Source organism: Micromonospora sp. CNB394 (assembly GCF_000374985.1).
Taxonomy (GTDB): Bacteria; Actinomycetota; Actinomycetes; order Mycobacteriales; family Micromonosporaceae; genus Micromonospora; species Micromonospora marina.
Map to the genome: position 1 here is coordinate 16,747 of NZ_KB895825.1, position 26,155 is coordinate 42,901.

General features: G+C 72.2%; 20 protein-coding genes. 13 read left to right on the top strand and 7 right to left on the bottom strand.

Annotated elements, in window-relative coordinates; genetic code table 11:
* Nucleotides 1–106: 106 nt before the first annotated feature.
* The 3 genes from araA to araB are packed head-to-tail and all read right to left on the bottom strand — an operon-like array spanning nt 107 to nt 3,959.
* On the bottom strand, nt 107–1,600 hold the full coding sequence (araA, locus tag C569_RS0100080) for an L-arabinose isomerase (RefSeq protein ID WP_018783769.1): 1,494 nt from the start codon (nt 1,598–1,600) through the stop codon (nt 107–109).
* Nucleotides 1,597–2,295, bottom strand: a complete 699-nt coding sequence (locus C569_RS0100085) for an L-ribulose-5-phosphate 4-epimerase (protein ID WP_018783770.1) — start codon at nt 2,293–2,295, stop codon at nt 1,597–1,599. The genes araA and C569_RS0100085 overlap by 4 nt, the downstream gene beginning before the upstream one ends.
* Nucleotides 2,292–3,959, bottom strand: a complete 1,668-nt coding sequence (gene araB / locus C569_RS0100090; protein ID WP_018783771.1) for a ribulokinase — start codon at nt 3,957–3,959, stop codon at nt 2,292–2,294. Before araB ends, C569_RS0100085 begins: the two co-directional genes overlap by 4 nt.
* A gap of 232 nt (nt 3,960–4,191) precedes the next feature.
* Here araB and C569_RS0100095 point away from each other — a divergent pair, with 232 nt between their 5' ends.
* On the top strand, nt 4,192–5,226 hold the full coding sequence (locus C569_RS0100095; protein WP_081635873.1) for a LacI family DNA-binding transcriptional regulator: 1,035 nt from the start codon (nt 4,192–4,194) through the stop codon (nt 5,224–5,226).
* Between the two features lie 173 nt (nt 5,227–5,399).
* On the opposite strand, the gene C569_RS29520 is transcribed toward C569_RS0100095, so the two are convergent.
* Together C569_RS29520 and C569_RS0100105 are read right to left on the bottom strand one after the other, a co-directional pair.
* Nucleotides 5,400–6,821, bottom strand: coding sequence for a serine/threonine-protein kinase (locus C569_RS29520; RefSeq protein ID WP_018783773.1), 1,422 nt, complete (start codon nt 6,819–6,821; stop codon nt 5,400–5,402).
* Between the two features lie 34 nt (nt 6,822–6,855).
* A complete protein-coding gene (locus C569_RS0100105) occupies nt 6,856–7,854 on the bottom strand; it encodes a LacI family DNA-binding transcriptional regulator (protein WP_196806652.1) in 999 nt (332 codons plus the stop codon).
* A gap of 883 nt (nt 7,855–8,737) precedes the next feature.
* Here C569_RS0100105 and C569_RS0100110 point away from each other — a divergent pair.
* The 4 genes from C569_RS0100110 (at nt 8,738) to C569_RS0100125 (ending at nt 14,429) form a co-directional block, all read left to right on the top strand.
* Nucleotides 8,738–10,720: a cellulase family glycosylhydrolase gene (locus C569_RS0100110; RefSeq protein WP_026267523.1), complete on the top strand. Its 1,983-nt coding sequence runs from the start codon at nt 8,738–8,740 to the stop codon at nt 10,718–10,720.
* A 388-nt stretch (nt 10,721–11,108) separates the two neighbouring features.
* Nucleotides 11,109–12,407 (top strand): DUF1800 family protein, encoded by a 1,299-nt coding sequence (locus C569_RS0100115; RefSeq protein WP_036344922.1) that lies wholly within the window; start codon nt 11,109–11,111, stop codon nt 12,405–12,407.
* Nucleotides 12,408–12,418: 11 nt separating this feature from the next.
* A complete protein-coding gene (locus C569_RS0100120) occupies nt 12,419–13,660 on the top strand; it encodes a DUF1501 domain-containing protein (protein ID WP_018783777.1) in 1,242 nt (413 codons plus the stop codon).
* Nucleotides 13,661–13,790: 130 nt separating this feature from the next.
* Entirely contained in the window at nt 13,791–14,429 is a 639-nt protein-coding gene (locus tag C569_RS0100125) for a nitroreductase family protein (protein WP_155945488.1), read from the top strand.
* A 42-nt stretch (nt 14,430–14,471) separates the two neighbouring features.
* On the opposite strand, the gene C569_RS0100130 is transcribed toward C569_RS0100125, so the two are convergent.
* Both C569_RS0100130 and C569_RS0100135 read right to left on the bottom strand, forming a co-directional pair.
* Nucleotides 14,472–14,855 (bottom strand): hypothetical protein, encoded by a 384-nt coding sequence (locus C569_RS0100130; RefSeq protein WP_231394697.1) that lies wholly within the window; start codon nt 14,853–14,855, stop codon nt 14,472–14,474.
* A gap of 201 nt (nt 14,856–15,056) precedes the next feature.
* Entirely contained in the window at nt 15,057–15,893 is an 837-nt protein-coding gene (locus tag C569_RS0100135) for a MaoC family dehydratase (RefSeq protein WP_018783780.1), read from the bottom strand.
* 310 nt (nt 15,894–16,203) lie between these two features.
* On the opposite strand from C569_RS0100135, the gene C569_RS0100140 reads away from it, so the two are divergent.
* The 8 genes from C569_RS0100140 (at nt 16,204) to C569_RS0100175 (ending at nt 26,151) form a co-directional block, all read left to right on the top strand.
* Entirely contained in the window at nt 16,204–17,124 is a 921-nt protein-coding gene (locus tag C569_RS0100140; RefSeq protein ID WP_255327229.1) for an ABC transporter substrate-binding protein, read from the top strand.
* Nucleotides 17,121–17,948: an ABC transporter ATP-binding protein gene (locus C569_RS0100145; RefSeq protein ID WP_018783782.1), complete on the top strand. Its 828-nt coding sequence runs from the start codon at nt 17,121–17,123 to the stop codon at nt 17,946–17,948. Before C569_RS0100140 ends, C569_RS0100145 begins: the two co-directional genes overlap by 4 nt.
* A gap of 2 nt (nt 17,949–17,950) precedes the next feature.
* On the top strand, nt 17,951–18,781 hold the full coding sequence (locus C569_RS0100150) for an ABC transporter permease (RefSeq protein WP_141708154.1): 831 nt from the start codon (nt 17,951–17,953) through the stop codon (nt 18,779–18,781).
* 73 nt (nt 18,782–18,854) lie between these two features.
* Nucleotides 18,855–20,864 carry a hydantoinase/oxoprolinase family protein gene (locus C569_RS0100155; RefSeq protein WP_018783784.1) on the top strand — a complete coding sequence of 670 codons (2,010 nt, stop codon included), beginning with the start codon at nt 18,855–18,857 and terminating at the stop codon, nt 20,862–20,864.
* A 4-nt stretch (nt 20,865–20,868) separates the two neighbouring features.
* Entirely contained in the window at nt 20,869–22,431 is a 1,563-nt protein-coding gene (locus C569_RS0100160) for a class I adenylate-forming enzyme family protein (protein WP_018783785.1), read from the top strand.
* Complete coding sequence (gene purB / locus C569_RS0100165; RefSeq protein WP_018783786.1) at nt 22,431–23,789, top strand: adenylosuccinate lyase; 1,359 nt, start codon at nt 22,431–22,433, stop codon at nt 23,787–23,789. Before C569_RS0100160 ends, purB begins: the two co-directional genes overlap by 1 nt.
* Nucleotides 23,786–24,535, top strand: a complete 750-nt coding sequence (locus C569_RS0100170; protein ID WP_081635875.1) for an enoyl-CoA hydratase/isomerase family protein — start codon at nt 23,786–23,788, stop codon at nt 24,533–24,535. Before purB ends, C569_RS0100170 begins: the two co-directional genes overlap by 4 nt.
* Nucleotides 24,532–26,151 (top strand): thiamine pyrophosphate-binding protein, encoded by a 1,620-nt coding sequence (locus tag C569_RS0100175; RefSeq protein WP_018783788.1) that lies wholly within the window; start codon nt 24,532–24,534, stop codon nt 26,149–26,151. Before C569_RS0100170 ends, C569_RS0100175 begins: the two co-directional genes overlap by 4 nt.
* Nucleotides 26,152–26,155: the final 4 nt, after the last annotated feature.

The following is a 26,155-nucleotide window of genomic DNA, read 5'->3' on the forward strand; positions in this document are numbered from 1 at the left end:
CCGGCCGGCGTCGGCCGCCAGCCGGTCGTGGCCGGCGAGCGGCGCTCACCGCGAGCGCAGCGGTAGGGCGATGTCATCGTCGCGCCCGGGTGGTGGCCGGTCGGTGTCACAATCCGCGGGCGAGCCGGTGGTAGGCGCTGCTCCAGCGCAGCTCGTGGGCGAAGCGGCGGGACGTGGTCTCCGTGCCGATGAGCGCGAGTTCGACGCCGAGGATCTCGGCGAAGTCGTGGAGGTGCTCCCGGGTCAGTGCCGTGGAGAGCACGGTGTGATGCGGGCCGCCGGCGGCCAGCCAGGAGTCGGCGGAGGTGGTGAAGTCCGGATGCGGTCGCCAGACCGCCCGGGCGACAGGAAGCCGGGGCATCTCCGACGGCGGCCCGACCACCGTCACCTCGTTGGCGACGAGGCGGAACCGGTCTCCCAGGTCGCACATGCCGACCACCAGGCCCTCGCCCGGGTCGGCGTCGAACACCATCCGGACCGGGTCCTCCCGGCCGCCGATCGACAGCGGGTGGATCTCGACGCGTGGCGTCCGGGCCGTGATCGTCGGGCAGACCTCCAGCATGTGCGCGCCGAGGACGAGCTCCCGGTCGGGCTCCAGATGGTAGGTGTAGTCCTCCATGAACGAGGTGCCACCGGGCAGCCCCGCCGCCGTCACCTTCAACGCCCGCAGCAGGACAGAGGTTTTCCAGTCGCCCTCGCCGCCGAATCCGTAGCTGTCGGCCATCAACCGCTGTACGGCCAGGCCGGGCAGTTGACGCAGCCCGCCGAGGTCCTCGAAGTTGGTGGTGAACGCGGTGAAGCCGCCGTCGTCGAGAAAGTGCCGCAGCGCCAGCTCGATCCGGGCGGCGTAGCGCAGCGACCCGTGGCGTTCACCACCGGCCCGCAGCTCCGGTACGACGGCGTAGCGCTGCTCGTACTCCTCAGTCAGTTCCTTCACCGGAGCGCCGTCGATGGCGTCGACGACGGCGACGAGGTCGTTGACCCCGTACGTGTTCACCGAGACGCCGAAGCGCAGTTCGGCCTCGACCTTGTCCCCCTCGGTCACCGCGACGTCGCGCATGTTGTCACCGAAGCGGGCCACCCGCATGTTGCGCAGCGCCTGCACGCCGACGGCCACCCGGGACCAGTCGCTGATCCGGGCCAGCACGGTCGGATTGGAGACGTGACCGGAGACCGTCTTGCGGGTCTTGCCGAGCCGGGTCTGCACGAAGCCGAACTCGCGGTCGCCGTGCGCGGCCTGGTTGAGGTTCATGAAGTCCATGTCGATGGAGCTCCACGGCAGGTCCCGGTTGACCTGCGTGTGCAGGTGCAGCAGCGGCTTGCGTAGCGCGTCGAGACCGGCGATCCACATCTTGGCGGGGGAGAATGTGTGCATCCAGGCGATCACACCGACCACCCGGTCGTCGGCGTTGGCGGCGAGCATCACCTGGCGGATGGCAGTGGTGTCGGTGAGCACCGGCTTGGCCACCACCTCTGTCACGATCCCCGGGTGCCGGGCCAGCGCCACACAGATCTCGCCGGACTGGCGGGCGACCTGGTCGAGCACGTCCGGCCCGTACAGCCCCTGGCTGCCGGTGAGGAACCAGATCTGCGGCCTCATGGAGTCGGTTCTCCCTGCTGTCCGTAGACGTTCTGGTATCGGTGGAAGAGGCTGTCGATGTGCTCCTGCTCCAGGCGCGGTGGCCGGCCGAGCTGGTGCGCGACGTGCACCGTGCGAGCGACGTCCTCGAGCATCACCGCGGCCTTGACCGCGTCCCGGGCGTCGGTGCCGATGGTGAACGGGCCGTGGCCGCCCATGAGCACCGCCCGGCTGCGCGAGCCGCGCAGCGTCTCGACGATGCCGCGGCCGATGGAGTCGTCCCCGATCAGCGCGAACGGGCCGACCGGGATGTCCCCGCCGAACTCGTCGGCGACCATCGTCAGCACGCACGGGATCGGCTCGCGTCGAGCTGACCAGGCGGTGGCGTAGGTGGAGTGCGAGTGCACGACTCCGCCGACCTCCGGCAGGTGCCGGTAGACGTAGGCGTGTGCCGCGGTGTCCGAGGACGGGGAGCGGTCCCCGTCGACCGGTCGTCCGTGCAGGTCGGTGACGACCATCGCGGCCGGGGTCAGTTCGTGGTACGGCAGCCCGGAGGGCTTGATGACCATCAGCTCCTCGCCGGGAACCCGGGCCGACACGTTGCCGGCTGTCCAGACGACCAGTTCGTAGCGGGTCAACTCGGCGTGCAGCGCGCAGACGGTGTCCCGAAGCTGCGCGACGGCGGACCGCACGGCGGAGGCGGTGTGGATCGTCATGTGGTGGTCTCCCGTCGGATCGCCTTGAGGCGCCGCATGGCGTCGGTGCCGCCACGCCCGAAAAGGTCGTGCAGTTCGCGGTAGATGTCGAAGAGCCGCTGGTAGGCCGCGACGTTGGCCGCGATCGGCCGGTACGCCGCCACGACCCGGCCGCCCATGGCCGCGGCGGCGGTGGGTACGTCCGGGTAGGCACCGGCTGCCACCGCCGCGTGGATCGCGGAGCCGAGGGCGGGACCCTGCGCCGACACGACGGCCGACAACGGCAGATTCAGCACGTCGCTGTAGACCTGCATGAGGAACTGGTTCTTCGGCAGCCCACCGGCGACGATGAACTCGCGCACCGGCACCCCGGCGCGGGTGAAGGTCTCCACGATCACGCGGGTGCCGAAGGCGGTCGACTCCAGCAGAGCGCGGTAGATCTCTTCGGGTCGGGTGGTGAGGTCCAGGCCGAGCAGGAGACCGGACAGCTCGTGGTCGACGAGCACTGAACGGTTCCCGCTCCACCAGTCGAGGGCGACCAGGCCGTGCGCGCCGACCGGGTCGCGGGCCGCGAGGTTGGTGAGGTGCTCTTGCACCGAGATGCCTTGGGTACGGGCGTCGTCGACGTACGCCGGGGGAACCTGGTTGGCGACGAACCAGCCGAAGATGTCGCCGACCCCGGACTGGCCGGCTTCGTAGCCGGGGAGCCCGGCGACGATCCCGCCGTCCACGACCCCGCACATCCCCGGCACCTCCACGAGCCGGTCGCCGCTCATCACGTGGCAGGTCGAGGTGCCCATGATCGCCACCAGCTGGCCGGGCTCGACCGCCTGTGCGGCGGCGGCGGTGACGTGGGCGTCCACGTTGCCGACGGCCACCACCGTGCCCTCGGGCAGCCCCGTCCACCGGGCGGCGCGGGCGGTGAGCCGACCGGCCGCGGTGCCCAGTTCGCCGATCCGCTGGTCGAGCTTGTCCCGGACGAAGTTCCTGAAGCCGGGGTCGAGTGCCGCGAGGAAGTCCTCGTCCGGGTATCTGCCGTCCTGCCGGATGCCCTTGTAACCGGCGCTGCAAGCATTACGGACGTAGGTGCCGGTGAGCTGCCAGACGATCCAGTCAGCAGCCTCCACCCACCGGTCCATCGCCGCGTACGCCTCGGGTGCCTCCTCCAGCAGTTGGAGACCCTTGGCGAACTCCCACTCCGAGGAGATCAACCCGCCGTAACGGCCGAGCCAGCGCTCGTTGCGCTCGGCGGCCAGGGCATTGATCCGGTCCGCCTGGCGCTGGGCGGCGTGGTGCTTCCAGAGCTTGACGTAGGCGTGCGGTTCGCGTGCGAAGTGGGGGAGTTCGCAGAGCGGAGTGCCGTCGGCCAGCGTGGGCACCATCGTGCAGGCGGTGAAGTCGGTGCCGATGCCGATGACATCGGCCGGGTCGATCTTCGCGGCCCGTACCGCCTGGGGTACGGCGGTGCGCAGCACCGTGAGGTAGTCGGCGGGGACCTGGAGGGCCCAGTCCCGTGGCAGCTGTCGTCCGGTGCCGGGCAGCCTGGTGTCGATGACGCCGTGCGGGTACTCGCAGACGGCGGACGCCAGTTCCGCGCCGTCGCCCAGCCGGACGACCAGCGCCCGGCCGGAGAGGGTGCCGAAGTCGATGCCGACGACGTAGCGCGGTCTCTGTTGCCTGCTCATGTCCCGACTCCCATGTGCGGACGGTGCCAGCGGCACCTCGATTCGGCGGCAATTGTTAACGGTCACATATGATCCCGTCAACCCTGCTTCCCGCCTTGATGGCGGACACGAACGGGGAAAACTCGTGGAAACGAGGGTCGAGGGAGCCTTGAGTAGAGATCCATCTGTTACCGGTCTGGGTAACGATTTAGGTGTATCGCCGCCCGCGGTGCGGCCTGTTACCGTACGGGTCATGACCACACGCGCGCCCGCCCAAGGCGAGGACGCGGGCAAGGCCCGGACGCCTGTCATGCGCGATGTCGCGCGGCTCGCCGGCGTCTCGCACCAGACCGTCTCCCGGGTCCTCAACGGGCATGCCAACGTCAGTGACACCGCGCGTGAGCGGGTGGAGACGGCGATCGCCCAGCTCGGCTACCGCCGTAACGTCAGCGCGCGGGCACTCATCACGAAGCGGACGATGACGCTGGGCGTGGTAAGCGTGTCCGCGCAACAGTACGGTCCGGCGAGTACGCTGACCGGCATCTCTCAGGCGGCGCGGCAGGCCGGTTACTTCGTCAGCGTCACTGTGCTCGACACCGTCGACCGGCACTCCATGCGGTCCGCGATCGACCACCTGATGGCGGCTGCGGTCGACGGGGTGATCGTCATCGCGCCGGTCGGCCCCGTCGTCGAGGCGGTGGCCGGCCTCCCGCGCACGGTGCCGCTCGTGATGGTCGAGGCACGCGACGGTGAGCAGTCGGTCGCCGGCATCGACCAGGTCGACGGGGCCCGGGCCGCCACGCGTCACCTGCTCGAACTCGGGCACCGGACGGTGGCTCACATCCGGGGCCCGATCAACTGGTTCGAGGCAGACGCCCGGGTCAGCGGCTGGTTGACGGAGCTGACGGCCGCCCACGCTCCGGTTCCCGAGGTGCTTGTCGGAGACTGGTCCAGCCGGTCCGGCCACGAGGCCGGCCGGCGCATCCTCGAACGGTCCGACGTCACCGCCGTCTTCGCGGCCAACGACCAGATGGCGCTCGGCCTGCTCCGCGCACTCGAAGAGGCCGGGCGTTCGGTGCCCGGCGACATCAGCGTGGTGGGCTTCGACGACCTGCCGGAGTCCGAGTTCTTCCATCCGCCGTTGACCACCGTCCGGCAGGACTTCGCCGAGGTCGGCCGGCGCTGCCTCGCCGAGATCGTCGCCCGGATCGACGGCACGACGCCGCCCTCGGCCGGTCTGATCGTGCCCGAGCTGATCGTCCGGGACAGCACCGCCGCCCCCCGCTGAGCGCAACAGCGACGAACAGCGTCGTGCCGACCGGCAGCGTGAACTGAGCCGCACGCGCGGGCCCGCTCTCCCGCCCCTTCGACCTGGTCTCACCGCGCGGATACCCGCCGAACACACGCCGATGCCTGTCCCCCGCGCCGCTGCCTGTTCCCCGGGTCGGTGTGACGCCGGGATCAGCTGGCCGGCGTCGAGCGGGCGACGGCATCGCCGACGCGGTCGACGGCCTCACCGAGTGGCGTGGCCGCCGCCGCCGAGACGCCACCGTCGCGGATCTCGTCGGCGAGGCTGCGGCGCAGGTCCGCCACCAGTTGCGCCAGGTTGTCCGGACGCGCGTTCTGGTTGTTCACGACATTGACGACCTGGGCGTCGATCTTCTGCGCCGCACCCTCGGTGACGGTGCCGTCGACGAGGCCGCGACGGAGCAACTCCCGGAGCTCGGCCGCCGCGACGCCGACGGACACGGTCGGACTGGCGGGCGCTCCCGTCCTGGCCGGAGCCGCCCCCGTGGTCGAGGGCGCGGATGTCCGGGACGCGCTCGGCGGGCGGGTCGGCTTGCCGCTCGGCGACGAGCCGGGCGCCGTGGCCGACGGCGTCGGCCGGACCAGGGGCGGCCAGGAGAAAGTGGGTGTGGGCCGGCGGGCGGCGGGCGGCGGCGGCGTGCGGGTGAGCGCGACGATGGTCGTGGCCGCCGCGGCGGTCGCCACGACCATCGTGGCCACCGCGCCGATCACCGGTCCTCTCCACGGCCGGTCCCGGGTCGGTTCCAGCACCGCCGTCACGGTCCGGCCCGCCGGAGCGGGCACCGGCGGAGGAGTCTCGACCGTCCCCCGCCCGGCGGGCAGCGGATCGGTGAGACCACCGAGGTCGGCAGCGACCTCCGCGGCGGACGGTCGCCGGCTCGGCTCCCGCTCCAGACACCTGTCGCACACCCGCACCACCTCGGCGGGAAGTCCGGCGGGCATCTGGATGACCTCGCCCGGCGGTCTGCCGGTGAGCATCTCGACCAGCAGCGCGCCGAGGGAGTAGACGTCGGCCGCCGGATCGGCCGGAGCGTCGGCGAGACGCTCCGGCGCGAGGTACGGAGGAGTGCCGAAGGTCCAGCTTCGCTGCGGGCGGTCACCGATCCTCGCGGCGATGCCGAAGTCGAGCAGCTTCACGTCGCCGCCGGCAACCATCACGTTGTCCGGCGTGACGTCCCGATGGACGACACCGTGGGCGTGCACGGCCGCCAGCACCGCAGCCACCCGCCCGGCGATGCCGACGGCCTGACGCCAGCCGAGCGCTCCGGCGGCCAGGACGTCGAGCAGCGACTCCCCGGCGAGCATCTGCAGGACGAGGAAGGTGACCGTTGTCCCGTCGGGCGCCGTCGCCCGGCCGACGTCGTGCACGACCACCACGTCGGGGTGGGGAACGGACGCCATGGTGCGAGCCTCATTGCGCGTCAGTTCGTCCCGGTCCACCGGGACGTCCCGGTCCGGCCCGGGAAGCTTGACCGCGACGAGACGGTCCAGTTCCACATCCACGGCCCGCCAGATGACCGACATGCCGCCCGCGCCGATGCGTTCCAGCAGTCGGTAGCGGCCGCCCAGCGTCACGCCGGGTGCGGGCCATGGACCGGACGGTTGCTGATCAGGCAGACCCGCGACGGACGAGTTCGGTGGGAAGTATGACGGAGTCACTGCTGGGGCGGTCCTCGGTGATGTCGGCCAGCAGCAGCCGGCAGGCGATCCTGCCCAGCTGTTCGGCCGGTTGGCGGACGGTGGTCAGGGCCGGCTGGATCATGGTGGCCACGGGCGCGTCGTCGAACCCGACCAGGGCCACGTCGTCGGGCACGGCGCGGCCGACCCGTCGGAGCGCGTGCAGCGCGCCGACCGCCATCGCGTCCGAGGCGACGAAGACCGCGTCGATCGTCGGCGCCCGGCTGATCAGCCACTGCATGGCGTGCGTCCCGGACGCCTGGGTGAAGTCCCCGTACGCGGTGGCCACCGGCTCGATGCCGGCCTCCGCCATCGCCTCGCGGTATCCGGTGAGGCGGTCGGCTGCGGCGGGCAGGTCGGGCGGCCCGCCGATCGTGGCCACCCGGCGGCGTCCGCTCCGGAGCAGATGACGCACCGCCGTGCGGGCGCCACCGCGGTTGTCCACGTCCACGAAGGGGAGGTCGAGGCCGGCCGGTCGGCCGACACCGCGTACCGGTACCGGGGAGGCGGCCACCGCCCGGGCCACCGGGTGCTGGTGGGACGCGCCGACCAGGAGGACGCCGTCGGCCCCGCCGGTGAGAAGGTAGCGTTCGATGCCGGCCAGGTTGTCCCGCGCCGCGGTCAGGATCGGCATGGGGGAGCCGGGAATGGACAGTTCGGCCTCCGTGCCGGCGGCCAGTCGCGCGAAGAACGGGTCGGCGAACACCCGTACGGTCGGCTCGCAGATCACCAGGGCGACCACCGGCGGCTTGCGCAGGCCGTGCTGTCGGACGTCGCGGCGTACGTAGCCGAGCTGCGCCATCGCCGCGTACACGCGCTGCCGGGCGCCGGTCGTCACGCGGACGGAACCGGTGAGCACCCGCGACACCGTGGCCGGTGACACGTGGGCCGCCGCGGCGATCTGTTGGACGGTCGGCTGCGCGCGCATCATGCTCCGGCTCGATGTCGGGTACCGAGCGGTCGGCCGCCGTTCGTGGACAGGCGGGCGCGTCCGCGGCGCGACGAGCCCGGCGTTGGAGAGTGTGGGACGCAGGTCTCGTCGCGGGGTGCTTACTTCCCGGTGGCGGGGCCTGGCCTGACTCCGCCGGAATCACCGAAGCGTGGCACGGTCGGCGAGGACTGGCAAGGCCGGTGCACCGTGGCGGCCGGTGCCTCGACCGGAAGTAACCGGCCGCCCGGTCCCGGCGGCTGTCCGGCCGGGGCGGCGGGCGACGCATCCGTACCGGTCATCGCGGTCGGAGCATCGACAGCGGTGACCGGACATCGGTCGCCGGTGTCCGTCGGTGCGCAGGGTCGGCGTCCGGTGGGGCGGGGCGATGCCGGGGGCAGGACGCGCGGAGCGCTGAAACGCGTTTCAGCCAGAGCAGCGGACAGCGCGGGCAGCGTCGCGACGGCGGCCAGGGCCGCGGCGACGGTTGCGGCCGGCCGTGAGGGCCAGGACGCCGAGGACGGCCAGCATGCGCCGGGTACGCGTTGCCGCCAGTTGCATTGTTCCTCCTCGCGGTGCCGTCTCGGGACCGCCGTCGCCGACCGGTTCCGGTCGGGGTTGCGCAGGTGGGTGCGGGTCCAGGGGGCCGGTCACTACCTGGGCTTCGCCTGAAACGCTTATCACCGGCGCAGCCGGCGACCCTCGGGACGCCCTGATCGTGAACGGCGCGTGTCGTCACAGGTAATCGCGGGTTCACGCGGGCCCGCGCCGGGCACGGCACGGTGGGCGCTTCGCACGACTGGACGCGGCGACCCTCATCCTGCGTATGATTGTCGATGGAAGCGCTCCCAATCGCACCGCCAACACCACCACCAAAGGACAAGGCATGTCTGCGAAGAGATCCATGCGCGTCGTCGCGCTCGCGGCCTGTGTCGTCGTCGGGCTGTCAGCCCCGGCAACGGTATCGGCGGCGCCCCCGCCCCGAGCGGCACTGCCACCGGCGGCCGACAGCGCGGCACCCACCGAGGACTGGCTGCACACCGAGGGCAACAAGATCGTCGACGAGGCCGGCAACCAGGTCTGGCTCACCGGGGTCAACTGGTTCGGCTTCAACGCCACCGAGCGGGTCTTCCACGGCCTGTGGAGCGGCAACATCGAGACCATCACCCGGCAGATGGCCGAGCGGGGCATCAACATCGTCCGGGTGCCGATCTCTACCCAGTTGCTGCTGGAGTGGAAGGCCGGCCAGACGGTGATGCCGAACGTCAACCTGTCGGCCAACCCGGAGCTGGCCGGGATGAACAACCTGCAGATCTTCGACCACTGGCTCGAGCTGTGCGAGAAGTACGGCCTGAAGGTCATGCTCGACGTGCACAGCGCCGAGGCCGACAACTCCGGCCACATCTACCCGGTGTGGTGGAAGGGCACCATCACCCCGGAGAAGTTCTACCAGGGCTGGGAATGGGTCACCGCCCGGTACAAGACCAACGACACCATCGTCGCGATGGACATCAAGAACGAACCGCACGGCCAGCCGAACGAGTCCCCGCGGGCGAAGTGGGACGGCAGCACGGACGTCGACAACTTCAAGCACGCGTGTGAGACGGCGGGCCGGCGGATCCTGGCGATCAACCCGAAGGTCCTGATCCTGTGTGAGGGGATCGAAACGTATCCCCGGCCCGGCAAGACATGGGAGTCGCCGAAGACCAACCCCGACCTGAGCCCGAACTACTTCAACAACTGGTGGGGCGGGAACCTGCGCGGGGCGAGGGAGTTCCCGGTCGACCTCGGCGCGAACCAGGATCAGCTCGTGTACTCGCCGCACGACTACGGACCGCTGGTGTACGAGCAGCCGTGGTTCCAGGGCGACTTCGACAAGACGTCGTTGACGAACGACGTGTGGCGGCCGAACTGGCTGTACCTGCACGAGGACGACACCGCGCCGCTGCTGATCGGTGAGTGGGGTGGCCGGCTCGGCCAGGACGCCCGGCAGGACAAGTGGCTCAAGGCGCTGCGGGACCTGATGGGCGAGTACAAGCTGCACCACACCTTCTGGTGCCTCAATCCCAACTCCGGCGACACCGGCGGCCTGCTGCTCGACGACTGGAAGACCTGGGACGAGACGAAGTACAACCAGATCCTCAAGCCGGTGCTCTGGCAGCACAACGGAAAGTTCGTCAGTCTCGACCACCAGGTTCGCCTCGGCGGTGCCGGCTCGACCACGAGCATCACCCTCACCGAGCGCTACGCCGGTGGCAGTGCGGACGACACCGTCGCGCCGACCGCCCCCGGCCGGCCCGCCGCCAGTGACGTCACCGCCAACGCCGCCACGCTGACCTGGGCCGCCGCCACCGACAACGTCGGAGTCACCTCGTACGAGGTGCTGCGTGCCGTGGGCACCGCCCCCGCGACGGTGGTCGCCACGGTCTCCGGTACCAGCTACCGGGCGGGCAACCTCAGCGGCGACACGACGTACACCTTCACGGTGCGGGCCCGCGACGCCGCGGGTAATGTGTCGGCGCTCTCGCCGGCCAGAACCGTGACGACTCCGGCGGGCGGCAACGGTGGCGGCGGGTGCGCCGCCACGTACCAGCTGACCAACGCCTGGCAGGGCGGCTTCCAGGGCGACATCCAGGTGAAGAACACCGGTACCGCACAGATCAACAGCTGGACCGTGACCTGGACGAACCCCTCCGGCACCACCATCTCGTCGGTCTGGAACGGGAAGTTGACCACCACCGGTGGCAAGAACACGGTCAGCAACGAGCCGTACAACGGAAAGGTGGCACCGCAGGCCAGCACCACCTTCGGTTTCACCGGCACCGGTGCCGGCACCGCGCCGGCCGATCTGAGCTGCGCCGCGTCGTGACCGGACCCGCGCGACAGGCCGCGGGTCCACCGGCTCCGAAGACTCGTCGGTGCTGACCGGACACGGCCCGGCGGCGGTTCGCCCGCCCGCCGGGCCGTGTCCCCGCACCGTGCGCACGCGTTCAGGCCTCCCTCGACTGGGGCATCCCGACCGGCGACTCCTACCGTCTGCTGCCGGCCTGACCGGGGAGTCCAAGGGCGGCGTACCGGCGCCGGCCTCGGTGACGCCACCGGCAGCAGGCACAGCACGCGTCCAGGCGTGCGTCCGCCGGGACCGCCGGGGGTGACGGCTGCTGGTGGATGCCGGGTTCGTGTCGACCGACGCTTGTTTGTCCATCCCGGACCGAGTTCTTACCGTCGTCGTACATTCGTGCCGTAGCGTCGGCCGAATGAATGAGCGGGAAGCGGTGGCGCACCTGCTGCGCCGGGCGACGTTCGGGCCGACGGCCGAAGAAGTGGATGCGGCCGAACGCGACGGATTCGCCCGTACCCTCGATCGGCTGATCGGTCCCGACGGCCCGGATCGTGGTGCGGCGGCCACCCCGGCGCCGGTCCTCGGCCCGGACCCGGCCGCTCAACTCGATCGCGGGGCGACCCGGGAGCAGCGGCAGCAGGCCAACCAGCAGCGCCGGGAGCAGGCCACCCGGCTGCTGGACTGGTGGCTGGAACGAATGATCGCCGCCGAGCACCAGTTGACCGAGAAACTGCTGTTCTTCTGGCACGGGCACTGGGCGACCAGCGTGCAGAAGGTCCGATCCGCCGGGATGATGTCGACGCAGCTGGAGACCCTGCGCCGGCTCGGGCTCGGACCGCTGCCGCCGCTGGTGGACGCGATGGTGCGCGACCCGGCCCTGATCCGGTGGCTGGACGGGCAGCGGAACACCCGGCAGGCCCCGAACGAGAACCTCGCCCGGGAGCTGATGGAGCTGTTCACCCTCGGCATCGGTGACGCCTACAGCGAGGCGGACGTCCGAGAGGGTGCCCGCGCGCTGACCGGCTGGACGATCGACCGCAGCGGGCAGGCGCGGTTCGAGCCACGCCGCCACGATCCGGGACCGAAGACGATTCTCGGCGTCACCGCCGCCTTCGACGCCCGGTCGTACGCACGGCTGCTGGCCGAGCGGCCGGAGACCTCGCGGTTCGTGGCCGGCCGGCTCTGGTTCCGGTTCGCCGGCCCGCACGTGCCGCCCCCGGACGGGCTGGCCGGTGCCGACACCGCGGCGACGCTGCGCCGGATGTTCACCGCGCCGGACTTCGCGCGGACCCGGGACACCCTCGTCAAACAACCCGTCGAGTGGCTGGTGGGGGCGACGCGGCAGCTCGGGATCCGCCCGTCGGCCCTGTCCGAGAACCGTCGCCGGCAGCTGGTCACGGGCCTGAGCGCGCTGGAGCAGGTGCCGCTGCGCCCGCCCAGCGTCGGCGGCTGGCCGTCCGGGACCGCCTGGCTGACCACGTCGTCCGCGCAGGCCCGGCTGCGCGCCGCCGACCATCTCGCCGCTGCCGCAGCACCGGCGGTGCTGTCCCGGCTCGCGGCGGCCCCACGAGACGGTCGACCGGACGCACTGGCCCGGCTCCTCGTGGTCGACCGGTGGAGCGAGCGCACCCGCGCGGTCCTGGCCCCGCTGGCCGGTGAGCCCCGCCGGCTGATCATCGCCGGCCTGGTCAGCCCCGAATACACAGTCAGCTGAAGGAGATCGGTGTGGACATCCTGACTCGGCGACGGTTCCTGGTCGCCAGCGGCGTGGCCGGCGCCGCCGGCCTGGCGGCCGGTGCCGCCGCGTACCGGCTGGAGGACCTGCTGGCCACCGCCGGCGACCGCGACCCGGACGTACGTACGCTGGTTCTGGTCACGCTGTACGGCGGCAATGACGGCCTGAACACCGTCGTCCCGTACGCCGACCCGGCCTATCACGACGCGCGTCCCGAGCTGGCATACGCGGGGGAGGAGGTCAGGCGCCTCGATGACGAGGTCGGGTTGAACCCGGCGTTGGCCGGACTGCACTCGCTCTACGGCGAGGGCCGGCTCGCGGTGGTGCGTGGCGTCGGCTACCCGAAAGCCGACCGCAGCCACTTCCGGTCGATGGACATCTGGCACACCGCCGAACCCGAGCGCCCCGGTACCACCGGGTGGGTGGGCCGGTGGCTGGACCGCAACGGCGGGGATCCGCGACTCGCGGTCTCCTTCGAACCGGCACTGCCGCCGCTGCTGGCCGGGGAGCGCACGGCGGGCGCGTCGGTGTCGGTGAGCGGGCGGAGGGCCCCACGTGGCCTGCCGGAAACCGCACTGGGGGCGCTGGCGGCGGCGGAGCCGGGGGAGTCGGCCGCCCGGGCACGCGCCGCGGCCTGCTTCGCCGACCTGCGCGCGGTCGACCAGATGATCCGCGACGTCCGCGACGCGGCAGCGGACGAGGACGGCGACGAGGACGGGGAGACGGCTCCGGCCACCGCGACCGGCGGCGCCCGCACCTCACTGGACACGCAGTTGGACCTCGCCGCCGAGTGCATCGAGGCCGGCGTCACCACCCGCGTGTTCTCGGTGTCGCTGGGCGGGTTCGACACCCACGCCGACGAGAAGCAGCTGCAGGAGGTGCTGCTCGGGCAGCTCGATCGGGCGCTGACCCGATTCGCCGCCCGGATGGCGCGCACCGACGCGGGCCGGAAGGTGGTCGTCGCCGTCTACTCCGAGTTCGGCCGCCGGGTCCGGGCCAACGGCTCCGACGGCACCGACCACGGCACCGCCTCGAACGTGCTCCTCCTCGGCTCGGGCGTACGTGGTGGCCTGCACGGGGATCCGCCCAGCCTGACCGACCTCGACCGCGGTGACCTCAAGTTCACAGCCGACTTCCGGGACGTCTACGCGACCTTGCTCGAGTCGGTGCTGGACACCGAGCCGGAATCGGTCCTCGGCGGCTGGCGTGGCCGGCTGACCGGCGTGCTCTGAGGGCGGCCGCTGCTCGTCGCCCCGGCAGCACGCCTGGCCGGCAGGCCACGCGCCAGTCGCCGCGTGGTGGTCATCCGTCGGTGCCGTCCGGCACACTGACGTGATGTCAGTAGACGGACCAGCGGTGCCGATGCGGGCTGCTCCCCGCTCCGATGTGCCTGTCGACGAGGCGCTGGCCCGGGCACGTGCGTTCACCGCGAACCTGTCGGCCCGGCGCTCCGTCCGGCAGTTCGCCGACCGTCCGATACCCGAGGGCGTTATCGAGGAGGCCGTGCGGGCCGCAGGCAGCGCGCCCAGTGGCGCCAACCTCCAGCCGTGGCGGTTCGTGGTGGTCACCGATCCCGGCGTACGCCGCGCCCTGCGCGAGGCCGCCGAGGCCGAGGAGCGCGACTTCTACCGGCGGCGGGTCTCCGACGAGTGGCGGGACGCGCTGGCGCCGCTGGGCACCGACTGGCGCAAGCCGTTTCTGGAGACCGCACCGGCGCTGATCGTGGTGTTCGAGGTGCACAAGGGTCCGAGGTCGCCGAAGCCCTACTACGTCAAGGAGTCCGTCGGGATCGCCGTGGGATTTCTGCTGGCGGCACTGCACCAGGCGGGGCTGGCCTCCCTGACCCACACACCGAGCCCGATGCGGTTCCTCAACGAGATCCTCGATCGGCCCCGCGAGGAGCGCGGATACGTCGTGATACCGGTCGGATACCCGGCGGCGGACGCCGAGGTGCCCGCGATCGACCGCAAGCCCCTGGACGAGATCCTCGTTCGCCGATGAGGCGGATCCCGTGCTCTCGGTGCCCTGCGGTGGTGTCTCGCGTCAGCCGTCCGGTGTGAACAGACCCTGGACGCCGACCACGATCGCGATGAGACCGAAGACCGCGAGCAGCAGCCGGACGCCCGTGGCCTGCTTCGGCTGTTCGGCCTGCGGCGCCGCTCGCCCGGTCAGCCGGCTCCACAGCAGCGCCAGCCCGACGCCGATGCCGACCACCTCGAAGTGGAACAGCCGGGGGCCGGAGACGAGGTGGACGATGAGGTGGTACCCGCCGGTCACCAGCGCGACGAGGCCGACGATCCAGCCGACCGGGGCGGCCCGGCCGGCGAGGCGGCCGAGGTCGTCGCCGACCCGTGGCAACAGTCGCAGCAGCGGAGCGGCGAGTAGGAAACCGCCGACGATGTTGGCGAGGTCGAGCAGCAGTGCCATGATCACGAAGAGCCTCCATTCTGGCGAGCTGGCGTGGGAGCGTACCCACGGCACAGGGTCTCTTCCCGTTCCGGACCGGCGCCACGCCTGATCCGGGGCCGCGCCGGGTCCGTCCGCGCGCTTGTCGACGGCGCTCAGCCGGCGACGAACGGCGGGACGTGCTCCACCACGCGTCAGGACCTGCGAGTTCTCGTCCGGTGGTCATCGCAGGTCCAGTGCGCCCCGGTCGAGCACTGGCCGGCCCTGCCCGTCGAGCGCCTGGAACTGTGCACCACCCGGTCGGCGCCACACCAGCACGGTGAGGGTGTCGCCGGGGAGTAGGGGCGCGCTGAACCGGGCGCTGATCCGGCGGATGCGGTCGGGCTCGCCGCCGGCCACCGCGTTCAGCAGCGTACGGGCGGCGAAGCCGTACGTGCACAGTCCGTGGAGGATCGGGCCGGGAAGCCCGGCGGCGGCGGCGACCGCGGGATCGGAGTGCAGTGGGTTGCGGTCACCGCTGAGCCGGTAGATCAGGGCCTGGTCGGGGCGGATGTGGTGGTGGATGGTGTGGTCGGGCCGGCCCGCCGGGCACCGCCGCTGCAGGACCGGCGCCGGCCGGCCCTCGGCGCGGTCGGCGCGGATGACGAACATGGTCCGTTCGACGGTGGCCAGAGGGTGGCCGCCCCCGAGGTCGTGGATCTCCGACCGGTGATGGACCAGGGTGCCGCTGCCCCGGTCGTGGACGCCGGTGACGACGGCGGTGACGTGGGCCCGGCCGGCGGCCGGCAGCGGCCGGTGCAGGGTCAGGGTCTCGCCGGCGTGCCGCACGACGGCCGGTTCGCCGAGGGGTGGTGGGTCGGCGGCGAGCAGGGTGGCGAAGGTCGGGAGCGCGGCGTGCGGGTGGCCGGTGGAGTTCTCCGTGGTGAACCGGAGTTCGTCGGCGAGGCCGGTCTGTCCGGCGCCGACGCCGAGGGCGTAGAGGATGGTGTCGGTGGTGGTCCACGCCCGCTCGGTCGTCGTCGCCGCATAACGGCCGGATGACGAAAGTCGGGCCCTCACCGCCTCGTCGACACGTTCCGTGACCGGATTTTTCTGGCTTGCCGGTGGGCGAGATTTCGGATTCGCCGTACCAAGCGGGTTTTCCAGGCTCTTCATGGTTGTTCTCTTCCCGGTGCACGGGCGGTGGGATGGGGAAGTTCGGCTGGGTCTGCCTACTCTCTGTGGTGAAAGGCCGGTGGTCGTAGCTCTTGACGTTGTAAAGCGGCTCACAGTAGCGTCCCATATTAAGCAACCAAGACCACATTATGAGCCGCTTAAGTCTGGGGTAGCGATGAGAGTGCGAGTGCGGGCCGTGGCCGCAGCCCTGTTGATGACCGTTGCCGTGTCGGCGTGTTCCGAGAACCAGTCCTCCGGGGAGCCCGGCGGCGACACCGGCGCACCTTCCGTCGCCGTGAACTTCGGGGTCGGGGTCGATCCGGCGTACTCGCCGATCTACCTGGCGAATCAGGAGAACCTCTTCGAGCAGGCCGGCCTCGACGTGACAGTCACCCAGTACCAGGAGGGGACGGGCGGGCTCGACGCGATCCTGGCGAAGCAGGGCCAGGTCACGGCGAGCACCGAGTCGAGCCTGCTCAACCGGGCCACCCGTGGTGACATCAAGGGGCTCGCGGTCTTCTCGCAGTCGCCCGACTTCATCAAGCTCGTCGCGCGGGCCGGCATCGCCGACGTCGCCGGCATCAAGAAGTACGGCGTCGTGCCGGGCACCGTGAACGAGTACGCCACCAACAAGGTGCTCGACAACAAGGGCATCAGCCGTGACGCGGTCGAGTTCGTCAACGCATCGCCCGCCGAGATGCCGGCGCTGCTGCAACGCGGCGACATCGACGGCTACATCATGTGGGAGCCGTGGCCCTCGCGGGGCGTCGCCAACGGTGGCAAGGTGCTGCTGACCAGCGGCGAGGTCGGTTACGTCTACAACCTGGTGATCGGCGTCGACGGCGCCTGGTACGAGGCCAACAAGGAGGCGGCCAAGAAGATCGTCGACACCGTCGGCAAGGCGTGCGAGCAACTCACCGCCGACCCGGCAAAGGCCGGCACGGTCACCGAGAAGGCGATCAAGGTGCCGGCGGCCGAGGCGCAGAGCCTGCTCGAGGGCGTGCAGTGCCAGGTGCGGGACTTCACCGACGAGGACATCGAGCGGTACCAGGAGATCGCCCAGTTCCAGCAGGACAGCAAGATCGTGAACCAGAAGGCCGACCCGGCGACCGTCATGGTCAGGGGTGTGGCGTGAGCCGCTCCGGTTCACCGGTCTCCGTGCGCGACGTCGACATCCGCTTCGGCGATTTCGAGGCGGTCCGCGAGGCGAACCTGGACATCGCGAGTGGGGAGTTCGTCTGCCTGCTGGGCCCCAGCGGCTGTGGCAAGTCGACGCTGCTCAACGCGATCGCCGGGTTCGTCCGGCCGGCCGGCGGGGAGGTGACCTGCGCGGACGCGCCGGTCACCGGCCCCGACGTGTCGCGGGGCGTGGTGTTCCAGAGCGCCGAGGCCCTCTTTCCGTGGCTGACCGTGCGGCAGAACGTCGACTTCGGTCCGCGGATGCGGGGTGTCGGCAAGGCGCAGCGGGCCACCGCTGTCGACCGCTATCTGGCCATGGTCGGGCTCAGCCACAGCGCCGACCGGTTCCCCGGCCAGCTCTCCGGTGGCATGCGCCAGCGCGCGCAGTTGGCCCGGGTGCTGGCCAACGAGCCGTCGGTGGTGCTGATGGACGAGCCGTTCGGCGCGCTGGACGCGCAGACCCGGTTGGTGATGCAGGTCGAACTCGATCGCATCTGGCGGGAGACCGGCGCCACGATCGTGTTCGTCACCCACGACATCGGTGAGGCGATCCTGCTCGGCGATCGGATCGTCACGATGACCGCCGGCCCGTCCGCGGCGATCAAGAACGTCTACCCGTGCGACCTGCCCCGGCCTCGAGACCTGACCGACCCGGCGAGCGCCGCGCTCTTCCGCCGGCTGCGCGAGGACATCGGCGCCGAGGTGGCCCGGACCCTGCAGGCCCAGGGACTCGACGACGGGCACGACGGCCGCTTCGCCGGCGGCGACAGGGAGGCATGACCATGACCGTCGACGTGCGTACCGTGGCGCAGCGGGCCGGTCGGGACGCCCCCGGTCCGGCCCGTCGGCGCCGGTCCCGGCCCCGGCTGACCCGGATCGGGCTGTCGGTCCTGTCGGTCATGCTCGGTGTCGTCGTCTGGGACCTGGTCAGCCGCAACTACACCGCTTTCTTCCTGCCGTCGCCGCTGCTGACCTGGCGCGGCGCGGTCGACCTGGTCCAGGACGGCACGCTGTGGAGTTCGGTCAGCGCCTCGTCCACCCGGATCCTGACCGGCTGGGCGCTCGGTGTCGTGATCGGCGTACCGGTCGGGCTGCTGATGGGCTGCGTTCCGTGGCTGCGGCTGATGGTGGACCCGTACATCCAGTTCTTCCGGTTCGTGCCACCGATCGCCTTCGTCACGTTGGCGATCATCTGGCTCGGCCCCGGTGAGGCGTCGAAGATCGCGCTGATCTTCTACACCACCGTCTTCATCGTCGCGCTGAACACGCTGGCCGGCGTCCTGTCGGTCGACGAGCTGCGGCTGCGGGCCGCGCGGGCGCTCGGCGCGAACCCGGCCCGCACTTTGGTCTCGGTGGTGCTGCCGTCGACCGTGCCACACGTCGTCACCGGCGCTCGCCTGGCCATGGGCAACTCGTTCCTCACCATCGTCTCCGCCGAGATCGTGGCGGCGCAGAGCGGCCTCGGGTCGCTCATCTGGACCGCCCGCAACTACGCCAAGACCGAGTGGGTCTTCGTCGGCATCATCGCCCTGGGTCTGCTCGGCTACCTCTTCGACTGGATCCTGCGGGCCGTCACCAGCAGGACCCTGCGCCGCTACGGCGTCACCTTCTGATCCGACCACCCGTGACGGCGGCCCGGCGACGGCCGCCCGGGTCCGCGCGCCCACCACTATCGAAAGGCTCGCCATGCTGTGCATCGGCGTCGACATCGGTGGCACCTTCACCGACGTCATCGTGTACGAGCCGGCCACCGCCCGGCTCGCCGAGGCAAAGACCCTGTCCACGCCGGACGACCCGGCAGCGGCCATCTTCGAGGGCCTGGCCAAGCTCGGCGTACGCCTCGACGAGGTCGACCGCTTCGTCCACGGCACCACCCGGGTCACCAACGCGCTGCTGGAAGGTTCCGGTGAGCCGGTCAGCGTGGTGGCCACGGAGGGCTTCCGGGACGTCCTGGAGATGGGGCTGGGGCACCGGCCGCAGCTCTACAGCGTCAAGGAGGCGGGACGCCCGCCGCTGGCGCCGCGTCGGCTGCGGCACGTACTGCGGGAACGGATCGGCGCCGACGGCAGCGTCGTACGCGCGGTGGACCCTGCCGACCTCGACGCCGTGCTGGACCGGGTGGCCGCCGCCGGCCCCAGGGCCGTCGCCGTCTGCCTGCTGCACTCCTACCGCAATCCGGCGCACGAACGGGCGGCGGCCGCCCGGCTCGCCGAGCGGCACCCCGGCCTGATCTGCACCCTCTCCTCCGACGTGGTGCCGGAGCAGGGCGAGTACGAGCGTTTCGCGACCACCGTGCTCAACGCCAGCGTGCGGTCGACCGTCGCCGACTACCTGCGCGGACTCGGCACCGCGCTCGCCGCCGGCGGCTACGCCCACCCGTTGTCGATCATGACCAGTAGCGGCGGGGTCGTCTCCACCGACGAGGCCGGCCGGCTGCCGATCAACCTGGCACTGTCCGGTCCGGCCGGCGGGGTCGCCGCCAGCGTCCACGTCGCCGGTCTGGCCGGCTATCCGAACGTGATCACCTGCGACATCGGCGGCACCAGCACCGACGTCTGCCTGATCAAGAACGGCACCCCGTTGATGACGAACGACGGGAAGATCGCCGGCTACCCGAACCGCACCTTCCAGGTCGAGATCAACACGATCGGCGCCGGCGGCGGCTCGATCGCCTGGCGGGACGTCGGCGGCGAACTGCGGATCGGTCCGCGCAGCGCCGGCTCGACCCCCGGCCCCGCCGCGTACGGGCGGGGCGGCACCGAGCCGACGACCACCGACGCGCACCTGGTCGTCGGGCACCTCGACCCGCAGGAGAGCCTCGGCGGCGAGGTACGCCTCGACATCGCCGCCGCCCGCACGGCCATGAGCCGGCTCGCGGCCGAGTTCGGCCTCGACGACCTGGAGCTGGCGCACGGCATCCTGACCATCGCCACCGTCAAGATGACCAGCGCGATCAAGGAGATCTCGGTCGCCTGCGGCCACGACCCCCGCGACTTCGTGCTGATGCCCTTCGGCGGTGCCGGACCGATGCACGCCACCGCGCTCGCCGACGAACTGGGCATCCGCCGGGTGCTGGTGCCGCCGGTCCCGGGCAACTTCTCCGCGCTCGGCTTCGTCACCGCCCAGGCCCGGCACGACTACGTTCGGACGGTGCTGGCGCCGGCCGACGAGAGCGGGCTGGCCGCCGTCCGCGACGTCGTGGCCGAGATGAGGGACACGGCGCGGGCCCAGCTCAAGGCGGAGGACGGCGTCGAGCCCCACGATGTCACGTTCGGCCTGTCGGTCGGCATGCGGTTCCGGGGCCAGTCGTTCGATCTGGCCGTGCCCGTCCAGGACGTGCCGGTCACCGCCGAGGAACTGGTGGAGACGTTCCACTCCACCTACGCCGAGCGGTACGCGTACGCCCGGTCCGGGCACCCCGCCGAGATCGTCAACTGCCGGCTGACCGCGTTCGGCCCGCGGCCCTCCGTGCGGTTCGCGCCTCCGGCAGGCGCGGCGTCGCAGCCGGGCCGGACCCGGATCTACGGCGCGGACGGCTGGGCCGACGCCACCGTCCGGCGGCGCACCGAGCTGGCCCCTGGCTGCACTGTGCCCGGCCCGGCGGTCATCCGCGAGAACGGCAGCACCACCGTGGTCCGAGCCGGTTGGACCGCGACCGTCGACGACCACGGAAACCTGCTGCTCGTCAAGGAGTGACCCGGTGATCCCGCCCGCCTTCGACGCCACCGTCCTGGACCGCGCCGCCAACGAACCGGACCGTCCGCTGTACGCCTTCGACGATTGGGATCGGCCGGTGTCGGCCGGCGAGTTCGCCGACCTCGCCGGCCGAGGGGCGGCGGTGCTGGCCGCGCTCGGGGTCGGTCGCGGCGACCGGGTCGCGGTGTGGGCCGAGAACGGTCTCGGCTGGCTGGTTCTGCTGGCCGCCGCGGCGTGGCGGGGCGCCGCGCTGGTGACCCTGCATCCCGGCCTGACCGCCGCGGAACTCACCTCGGCGCTGGCCCGCAGCCGCCCCCGCCGCCTCTTCGTGGCCGAGCGGGTGCGGGACCGCGACGGCCGGGCCGTCGCCGCGCGCGCGGTCGCCGCGTTGCCGCCGGACGTACGCCCGGACGGCTGGCACGCGTTCGGCGACGACCTTTCCGCGCTGCCCGGCTGGACCGGCTCCGTGCCGACCCCGGCCGGGCACCCGGACGCGACCTTGAACATCCAGTTCACCTCGGGCTCGACCGGCCCGGCCAAGATGGTCTCGCTCAGCGCCCGCAACCTGATCGCCAACGCCCGCTGGACGGCCGACGCCGCCCGACTCGGCGCCGACGACCGGATCGCCTCGCCGTTGCCCCTGGCACACGCCGCCGGTCTCGGCAGTGGGGCCGTGCTGGCGCTGGTCAGCGGGGCGCTCTGGGTGTCGGTCCGCCGGTTCCGCTCCGAGCCGGTACTGTCCCAGATCGCCCGGCACCGGTGCACCGTGCTCCAGGCCGTGCCGACGATGGCGGCGATGCTCGCCGACACCGTCGAGCCCGCACCGGACCGCTTCGACCTGGCCTCGCTGCGGGTCGGCTTCCTCGGCGGCGCGGCCTGCGCGCCGGCGCTGATCGCCCGGACCCGGCGGGTGCTCGGGCTCGACCGGGTCGCGGTGGTCTACGGGCAGACCGAGGCCGGGCCGACGATCAGTGTCGACCCCGGCGACGGAAGCTGCGGGCCGCCCGGCGGAACCGTCGGCCGGATCGTGCCGGACCTGTGCGCCGTCGTCGTGATCCCCGGCACCCGGACCGGGCTGCCCGCCGGGCAGCCCGGCGAGCTGCTGGTGCGCGGCGAGTCGGTGACCACGGGCTACCTCGACGACCCGACGGCCACCCGGGCCGCGCTCACCGACGACGGGTGGCTGCGTACCGGTGACCTGGGTGCGCTCGACGGCGATCGGGTCCTCACCCTCACCGGCCGCGTCAAGGAACTGATCATCCGGGGCGGCGAGAACGTCAGCCCGGCCGAGGTGGAGGCGGCTCTGCTCGACGACCCGGCCGTCGCCCAGGCGTGTGTGCTCGGTGTGCCGTCACCGCGGTGGGGCGAGGAGGTCGGCGCCCTCGTCGTCGCCACCGCGGGTGCCGAAGCCGATCCCGGCCGGCTCACCGCGACCGCCGCCACCCGGTTGGCCCGGCACAAGGTGCCGACGCTGATCCGTACGGTGCCGAGGCTGCCGATGCTGCCGTCCGGCAAGGTCGACCGGCGTGCCGCGCTCGGCCTGCTCACCGGTGAAAAGGAGCGCTGATGCAACTCGGCTCGTGCTTCCTGGACTCGTTGACCGTCACCAGCTTCTTCGGCAACGCCGAGATGCGCGGGGTCTTCAACGACCGCCAGCTCATGCAGTCCTGGCTCGACGTGGAGGCGGCCCTGGCCCGGGCGCAGGCCGGCCTCGGTGTCATCCCGTCGACCGCGGCCGGTGCCATCACCGACGCGGCCCGGCTCGACCGGCTCGACACGGCGGTGCTCGCGGCCGACGCCGCCGACACCGTGCACCCGCTGGTGCCGCTGGTCCGGGCGCTGACCGCCGCGTGCGCCGGCGACGCCGGCCGATACGTCCACCTCGGCGCGACCACGCAGGACGTGATGGACACCGGGTTCGTGCTGCGGGCCCGGGCCGGTCTGGACATCGTCGCGCGCCAGGTCGACGAGCTGGTACGCATCCTGCGCCGGCTGGCGCTTCGGCACCGCGCCACAGCGATGCCGGCCCGCACCCACGGCCAGCAGGCGTTGCCGACCACGTTCGGGCTGCGCTGCGCGGTGTGGCAGAGCGAGCTGCAACGGCACCGGGCGCGGCTGGCCCAGATGCGGGCCCGGTTGCTGGTGACCAGCATGGGCGGGGCCGCCGGCACGATGGCCGGCTACGGCCCGCAGGCGTTCGCCGTGGAACGCGCGGTGGCGGACGAACTCGGCCTCGGCGTCGCGGACACCCCGTGGCATGCCACGTCGGACCGGTTCGCCGAGTGCCTGATGGTCCTCGGGCTGGTCGCCGCCAGCGCCGAGAAACTGGCCCGGGAGGTCTACTTCCTCGGTCGCACCGAGGTCGGTGAGGCGTACGAGCCGCAGCGCGCGACCCAGGTCGGCAGCAGCACCATGCCGCACAAGCGCAACCCGATCCGGTGCGAGGCTGTGATCGCCGCCGCCGGTACGCTGCGCGCGCAGGTGCCGCTGGCGTTGCAGACCATGGTCGCCCAGGACGACCGCGACATGGGTGTCGGCATGACGCTGTGGAAGCTGCTGCCGGAGTGCTTCATCCTCATCGGCGGCGCGCTGGAGCGACTGGTCGAGGTATTCGGCGATCTCGGCGTCAACCCGGACCGGATGCGGTCGAATCTGGATCTCACCGGCGGGCTGGTGCTGTCCGAGGCGGTCATGCTCCGTCTCGCCGGCCCGCTGGGCCGGGAACAGGCCCACCACCTGGTGATGCGGATCGTCCGCGACAGCCTGGACCAGAACCTGCCGTTCGCCGAGGTCCTGCGCGCCGACCCGCAGGTGGCCGCCGCCCTGCCCGGCGCCGACCTGGCCGGGCTGCTCGACCCGCTGTCGTACGTCGGCCACGCTGCCGCGCTCGTCGACCGGGCCCTTCTGACCTCGGAGTCACCATGACAACTGACCAGTCCGTGCTGCTGCACCGCTCGGGGCGATCGGCCCGGGTGACCCTGCACCGGCCGTCCCGGCGCAACAGTTTCGACCTCGCCATGCTCGCCCGCTTCGAGGACGTGCTGCACGAGCTGAGCCGCGACCGCACGGTCGAGGTGGTGGTGCTCAGCGGTGCGGGGACGGCCTTCTGCGCCGGCACCGACCTGCGGGAGCTGGCCGGTCTCGACGCCGGGACCACCATGCACGTGCAACGCCGCACCGCCGAACTCGTCGAGCGCTGGTACCGGCTGGAGCAGACCACTGTTGCCGCCTTCAACGGGCCGGCGATCGGCTCGGGCGCTGTGCTCGGGCTCGCCAGCGACCTGCGGGTGGCCGCCGACAGCGCGTTCTTCACCTTCCCCGAGGTGACCTTCGGCATCCCACTGACCTGGAGCGGCATGGCGATCCTCGCCGACCTGGTCGGCGCCGACCTGGCCAAGCGCTGGCTGCTGCTCGGCGAGCGCGTCGAGCCCGCGGACATGCTGGACCTGCGCCTGGTCACCGGGGTGGTCGACGCCGACGGGCTGCCGGCCGCCGTCGCCGGCATCACCGACCGGTTGCTCGCCACCTCGGCGGTCGGCCGCTCGATGACCAAGCGCGCCGCCCGGCTGGCCGGGCCGCGGTTCGACGCGGTGGCCAACGACTCCTACCTGGGCGCGCTGAGCGTGGCGTTGCGCCCGCCCGGCGACTACCTGGACGGGGGTACGCGGTGAAGGTCTTCGAGGCGATCGCCGACGCCGTCGTCGCGCACGGTGTCGACACCGTGTTCGGTCTTCTCGGCGACGCCAACATGTTCCTCGTCGCCGACCTGGTGGAGCGGCACGGCGTGCGGTTCGTCGCAGCCCGTAACGAGAACGCCGCGGTGATGATGGCCGACGGGTATGCCCGCAGCACCGGCCGGTGTGCGGTCGCCACCGTCACCCAGGGGCCGGGGCTCGCGGTGGCCGGTGCGGCGCTGACCATCGCCCGGCAGGCCCGCACGCCGCTGGTCCTGATCGCTGGGGACACCCCGCCGGGTGACCCGCTGCACGTGCAGCACTTCGATCAGCAGCCGTACGCGCTGGCGACCGCGGGCACGTTCGTGCCTGTGTCCGCCGCCTCGACGGCCGTACGCGACGTCGGGTCGGCCTTCCGGGCGGCCCGTGAGCTGCCCGGCCCGGTGGTGCTGAACGTGCCGATCGACCTCGCCGACGCGCCGGTGCCGCCCGGCCCGGTGGTCGCGGTGCCGGTGGTGCCCCGGGCGCCGCGACCCCTCGTGCCGGATCCGGCCGACGTCGAGGCGCTGGCGGAACGGCTGCGGTCGGCACGCCGCCCGGTGCTGCTCGCGGGCCGGGGCGCCGAACCGGCAGCGGCCGCGATCCGGGACCTCGCCGACCGGGGCGGGGCCGTGCTCGCCACCACGCTGATGGCCGCGGGCCTGTTCGCCGGGCACCCGTACGACCTCGGGGTGGCCGGCGGGCTGTCCCGGCCGCTGACCCGGCGGACGCTGGCGCGGGCGGACCTGGTGGTGACGTTCGGCGCCGGGCTCAACCGGTGGACCGCCGACCACGGCGCACTCTTCCGGGACGCGGAGGTGGTCAGCGTGGACGTCGACCCGGCGGCGATCGGGGCCCGCTGGCCGGTGACGGCCGGGGTGGTCGGCGACGCGGGGGAGACGGCGCGGGCGGTGTCGGCGGTGCTGGCTCCGGTGCACCGGCCGAGCTGGCGTAGTAGCGACCTGGCCGCCGGGCTGGCGGTCGCCGATCCGTTCGCCGGTCTTGTCGTCGAGTCCGCCGCCGACCGGATCGACCCCCGGGCGTTCATCCGGATCTGCGCGGAGCACCTGCCGCGCGAGCGGACCACTGTGGTCGGGGTCGGTCACTTCGGCGGCTGGCCCAACCTGCTGCTCGACTCGACCGCGACCGACCGGTCGTTCCTCGCGCCGTGGGAGTTCGGCAGCATCGGCGTCGGGCTGCCGTTCGCGGTGGGCGCCGCCGTGGGCCGGCCCGATCGGCCGGTGGTCGCCTTCGAGGGCGACGGCAGCCTGCTCACCGGGCTCGGTGAACTGGACACCCTGGCCCGGGTCGGCGCGCCGGTACTGCTGGTGCTGCTGGACGACGCCGCATACGGCGCGGAGGTACGCAAGCTGGCGCCGCGCGGTGCCGACCCGGGGTTGGCCCGCTTCCCCGAGCGGGATCTCGCGGCCGTGGCCCGCGCGCTCGGACTGCCGGCGTGGACCGTGACCGACGAGGCGGGCGCGCGGGTGGCCTTCGACGAGGTGCTGCCGCTGACCGGGCCGGCGGTGCTGCACGTGCGGGTACGCCCCGACGTGGTGCAGGAGCGGTTTTGACCGG

Excerpts from the sequence above, each read along its gene's own strand:
- araA (WP_018783769.1), bottom strand. The coding sequence starts at position 1,600 with ATGAGGCCGCAGATCTGGTTCCTCACCGGCAGCCAGGGGCTGTACGGG.
- C569_RS0100085 (WP_018783770.1), bottom strand. The coding sequence starts at position 2,295 with ATGACGATCCACACCGCCTCCGCCGTGCGGTCCGCCGTCGCGCAGCTT.
- araB (WP_018783771.1), bottom strand. The coding sequence starts at position 3,959 with ATGAGCAGGCAACAGAGACCGCGCTACGTCGTCGGCATCGACTTCGGC.
- C569_RS0100095 (WP_081635873.1), top strand. The coding sequence starts at position 4,192 with ATGACCACACGCGCGCCCGCCCAAGGCGAGGACGCGGGCAAGGCCCGG.
- C569_RS0100105 (WP_196806652.1), bottom strand. The coding sequence starts at position 7,854 with ATGATGCGCGCGCAGCCGACCGTCCAACAGATCGCCGCGGCGGCCCAC.
- C569_RS0100110 (WP_026267523.1), top strand. The coding sequence starts at position 8,738 with ATGTCTGCGAAGAGATCCATGCGCGTCGTCGCGCTCGCGGCCTGTGTC.
- C569_RS0100115 (WP_036344922.1), top strand. The coding sequence starts at position 11,109 with ATGAATGAGCGGGAAGCGGTGGCGCACCTGCTGCGCCGGGCGACGTTC.
- C569_RS0100125 (WP_155945488.1), top strand. The coding sequence starts at position 13,791 with ATGCGGGCTGCTCCCCGCTCCGATGTGCCTGTCGACGAGGCGCTGGCC.
- C569_RS0100130 (WP_231394697.1), bottom strand. The coding sequence starts at position 14,855 with ATGGCACTGCTGCTCGACCTCGCCAACATCGTCGGCGGTTTCCTACTC.
- C569_RS0100140 (WP_255327229.1), top strand. The coding sequence starts at position 16,204 with ATGACCGTTGCCGTGTCGGCGTGTTCCGAGAACCAGTCCTCCGGGGAG.
- C569_RS0100150 (WP_141708154.1), top strand. The coding sequence starts at position 17,951 with ATGACCGTCGACGTGCGTACCGTGGCGCAGCGGGCCGGTCGGGACGCC.
- C569_RS0100155 (WP_018783784.1), top strand. The coding sequence starts at position 18,855 with ATGCTGTGCATCGGCGTCGACATCGGTGGCACCTTCACCGACGTCATC.
- purB (WP_018783786.1), top strand. The coding sequence starts at position 22,431 with ATGCAACTCGGCTCGTGCTTCCTGGACTCGTTGACCGTCACCAGCTTC.
- C569_RS0100170 (WP_081635875.1), top strand. The coding sequence starts at position 23,786 with ATGACAACTGACCAGTCCGTGCTGCTGCACCGCTCGGGGCGATCGGCC.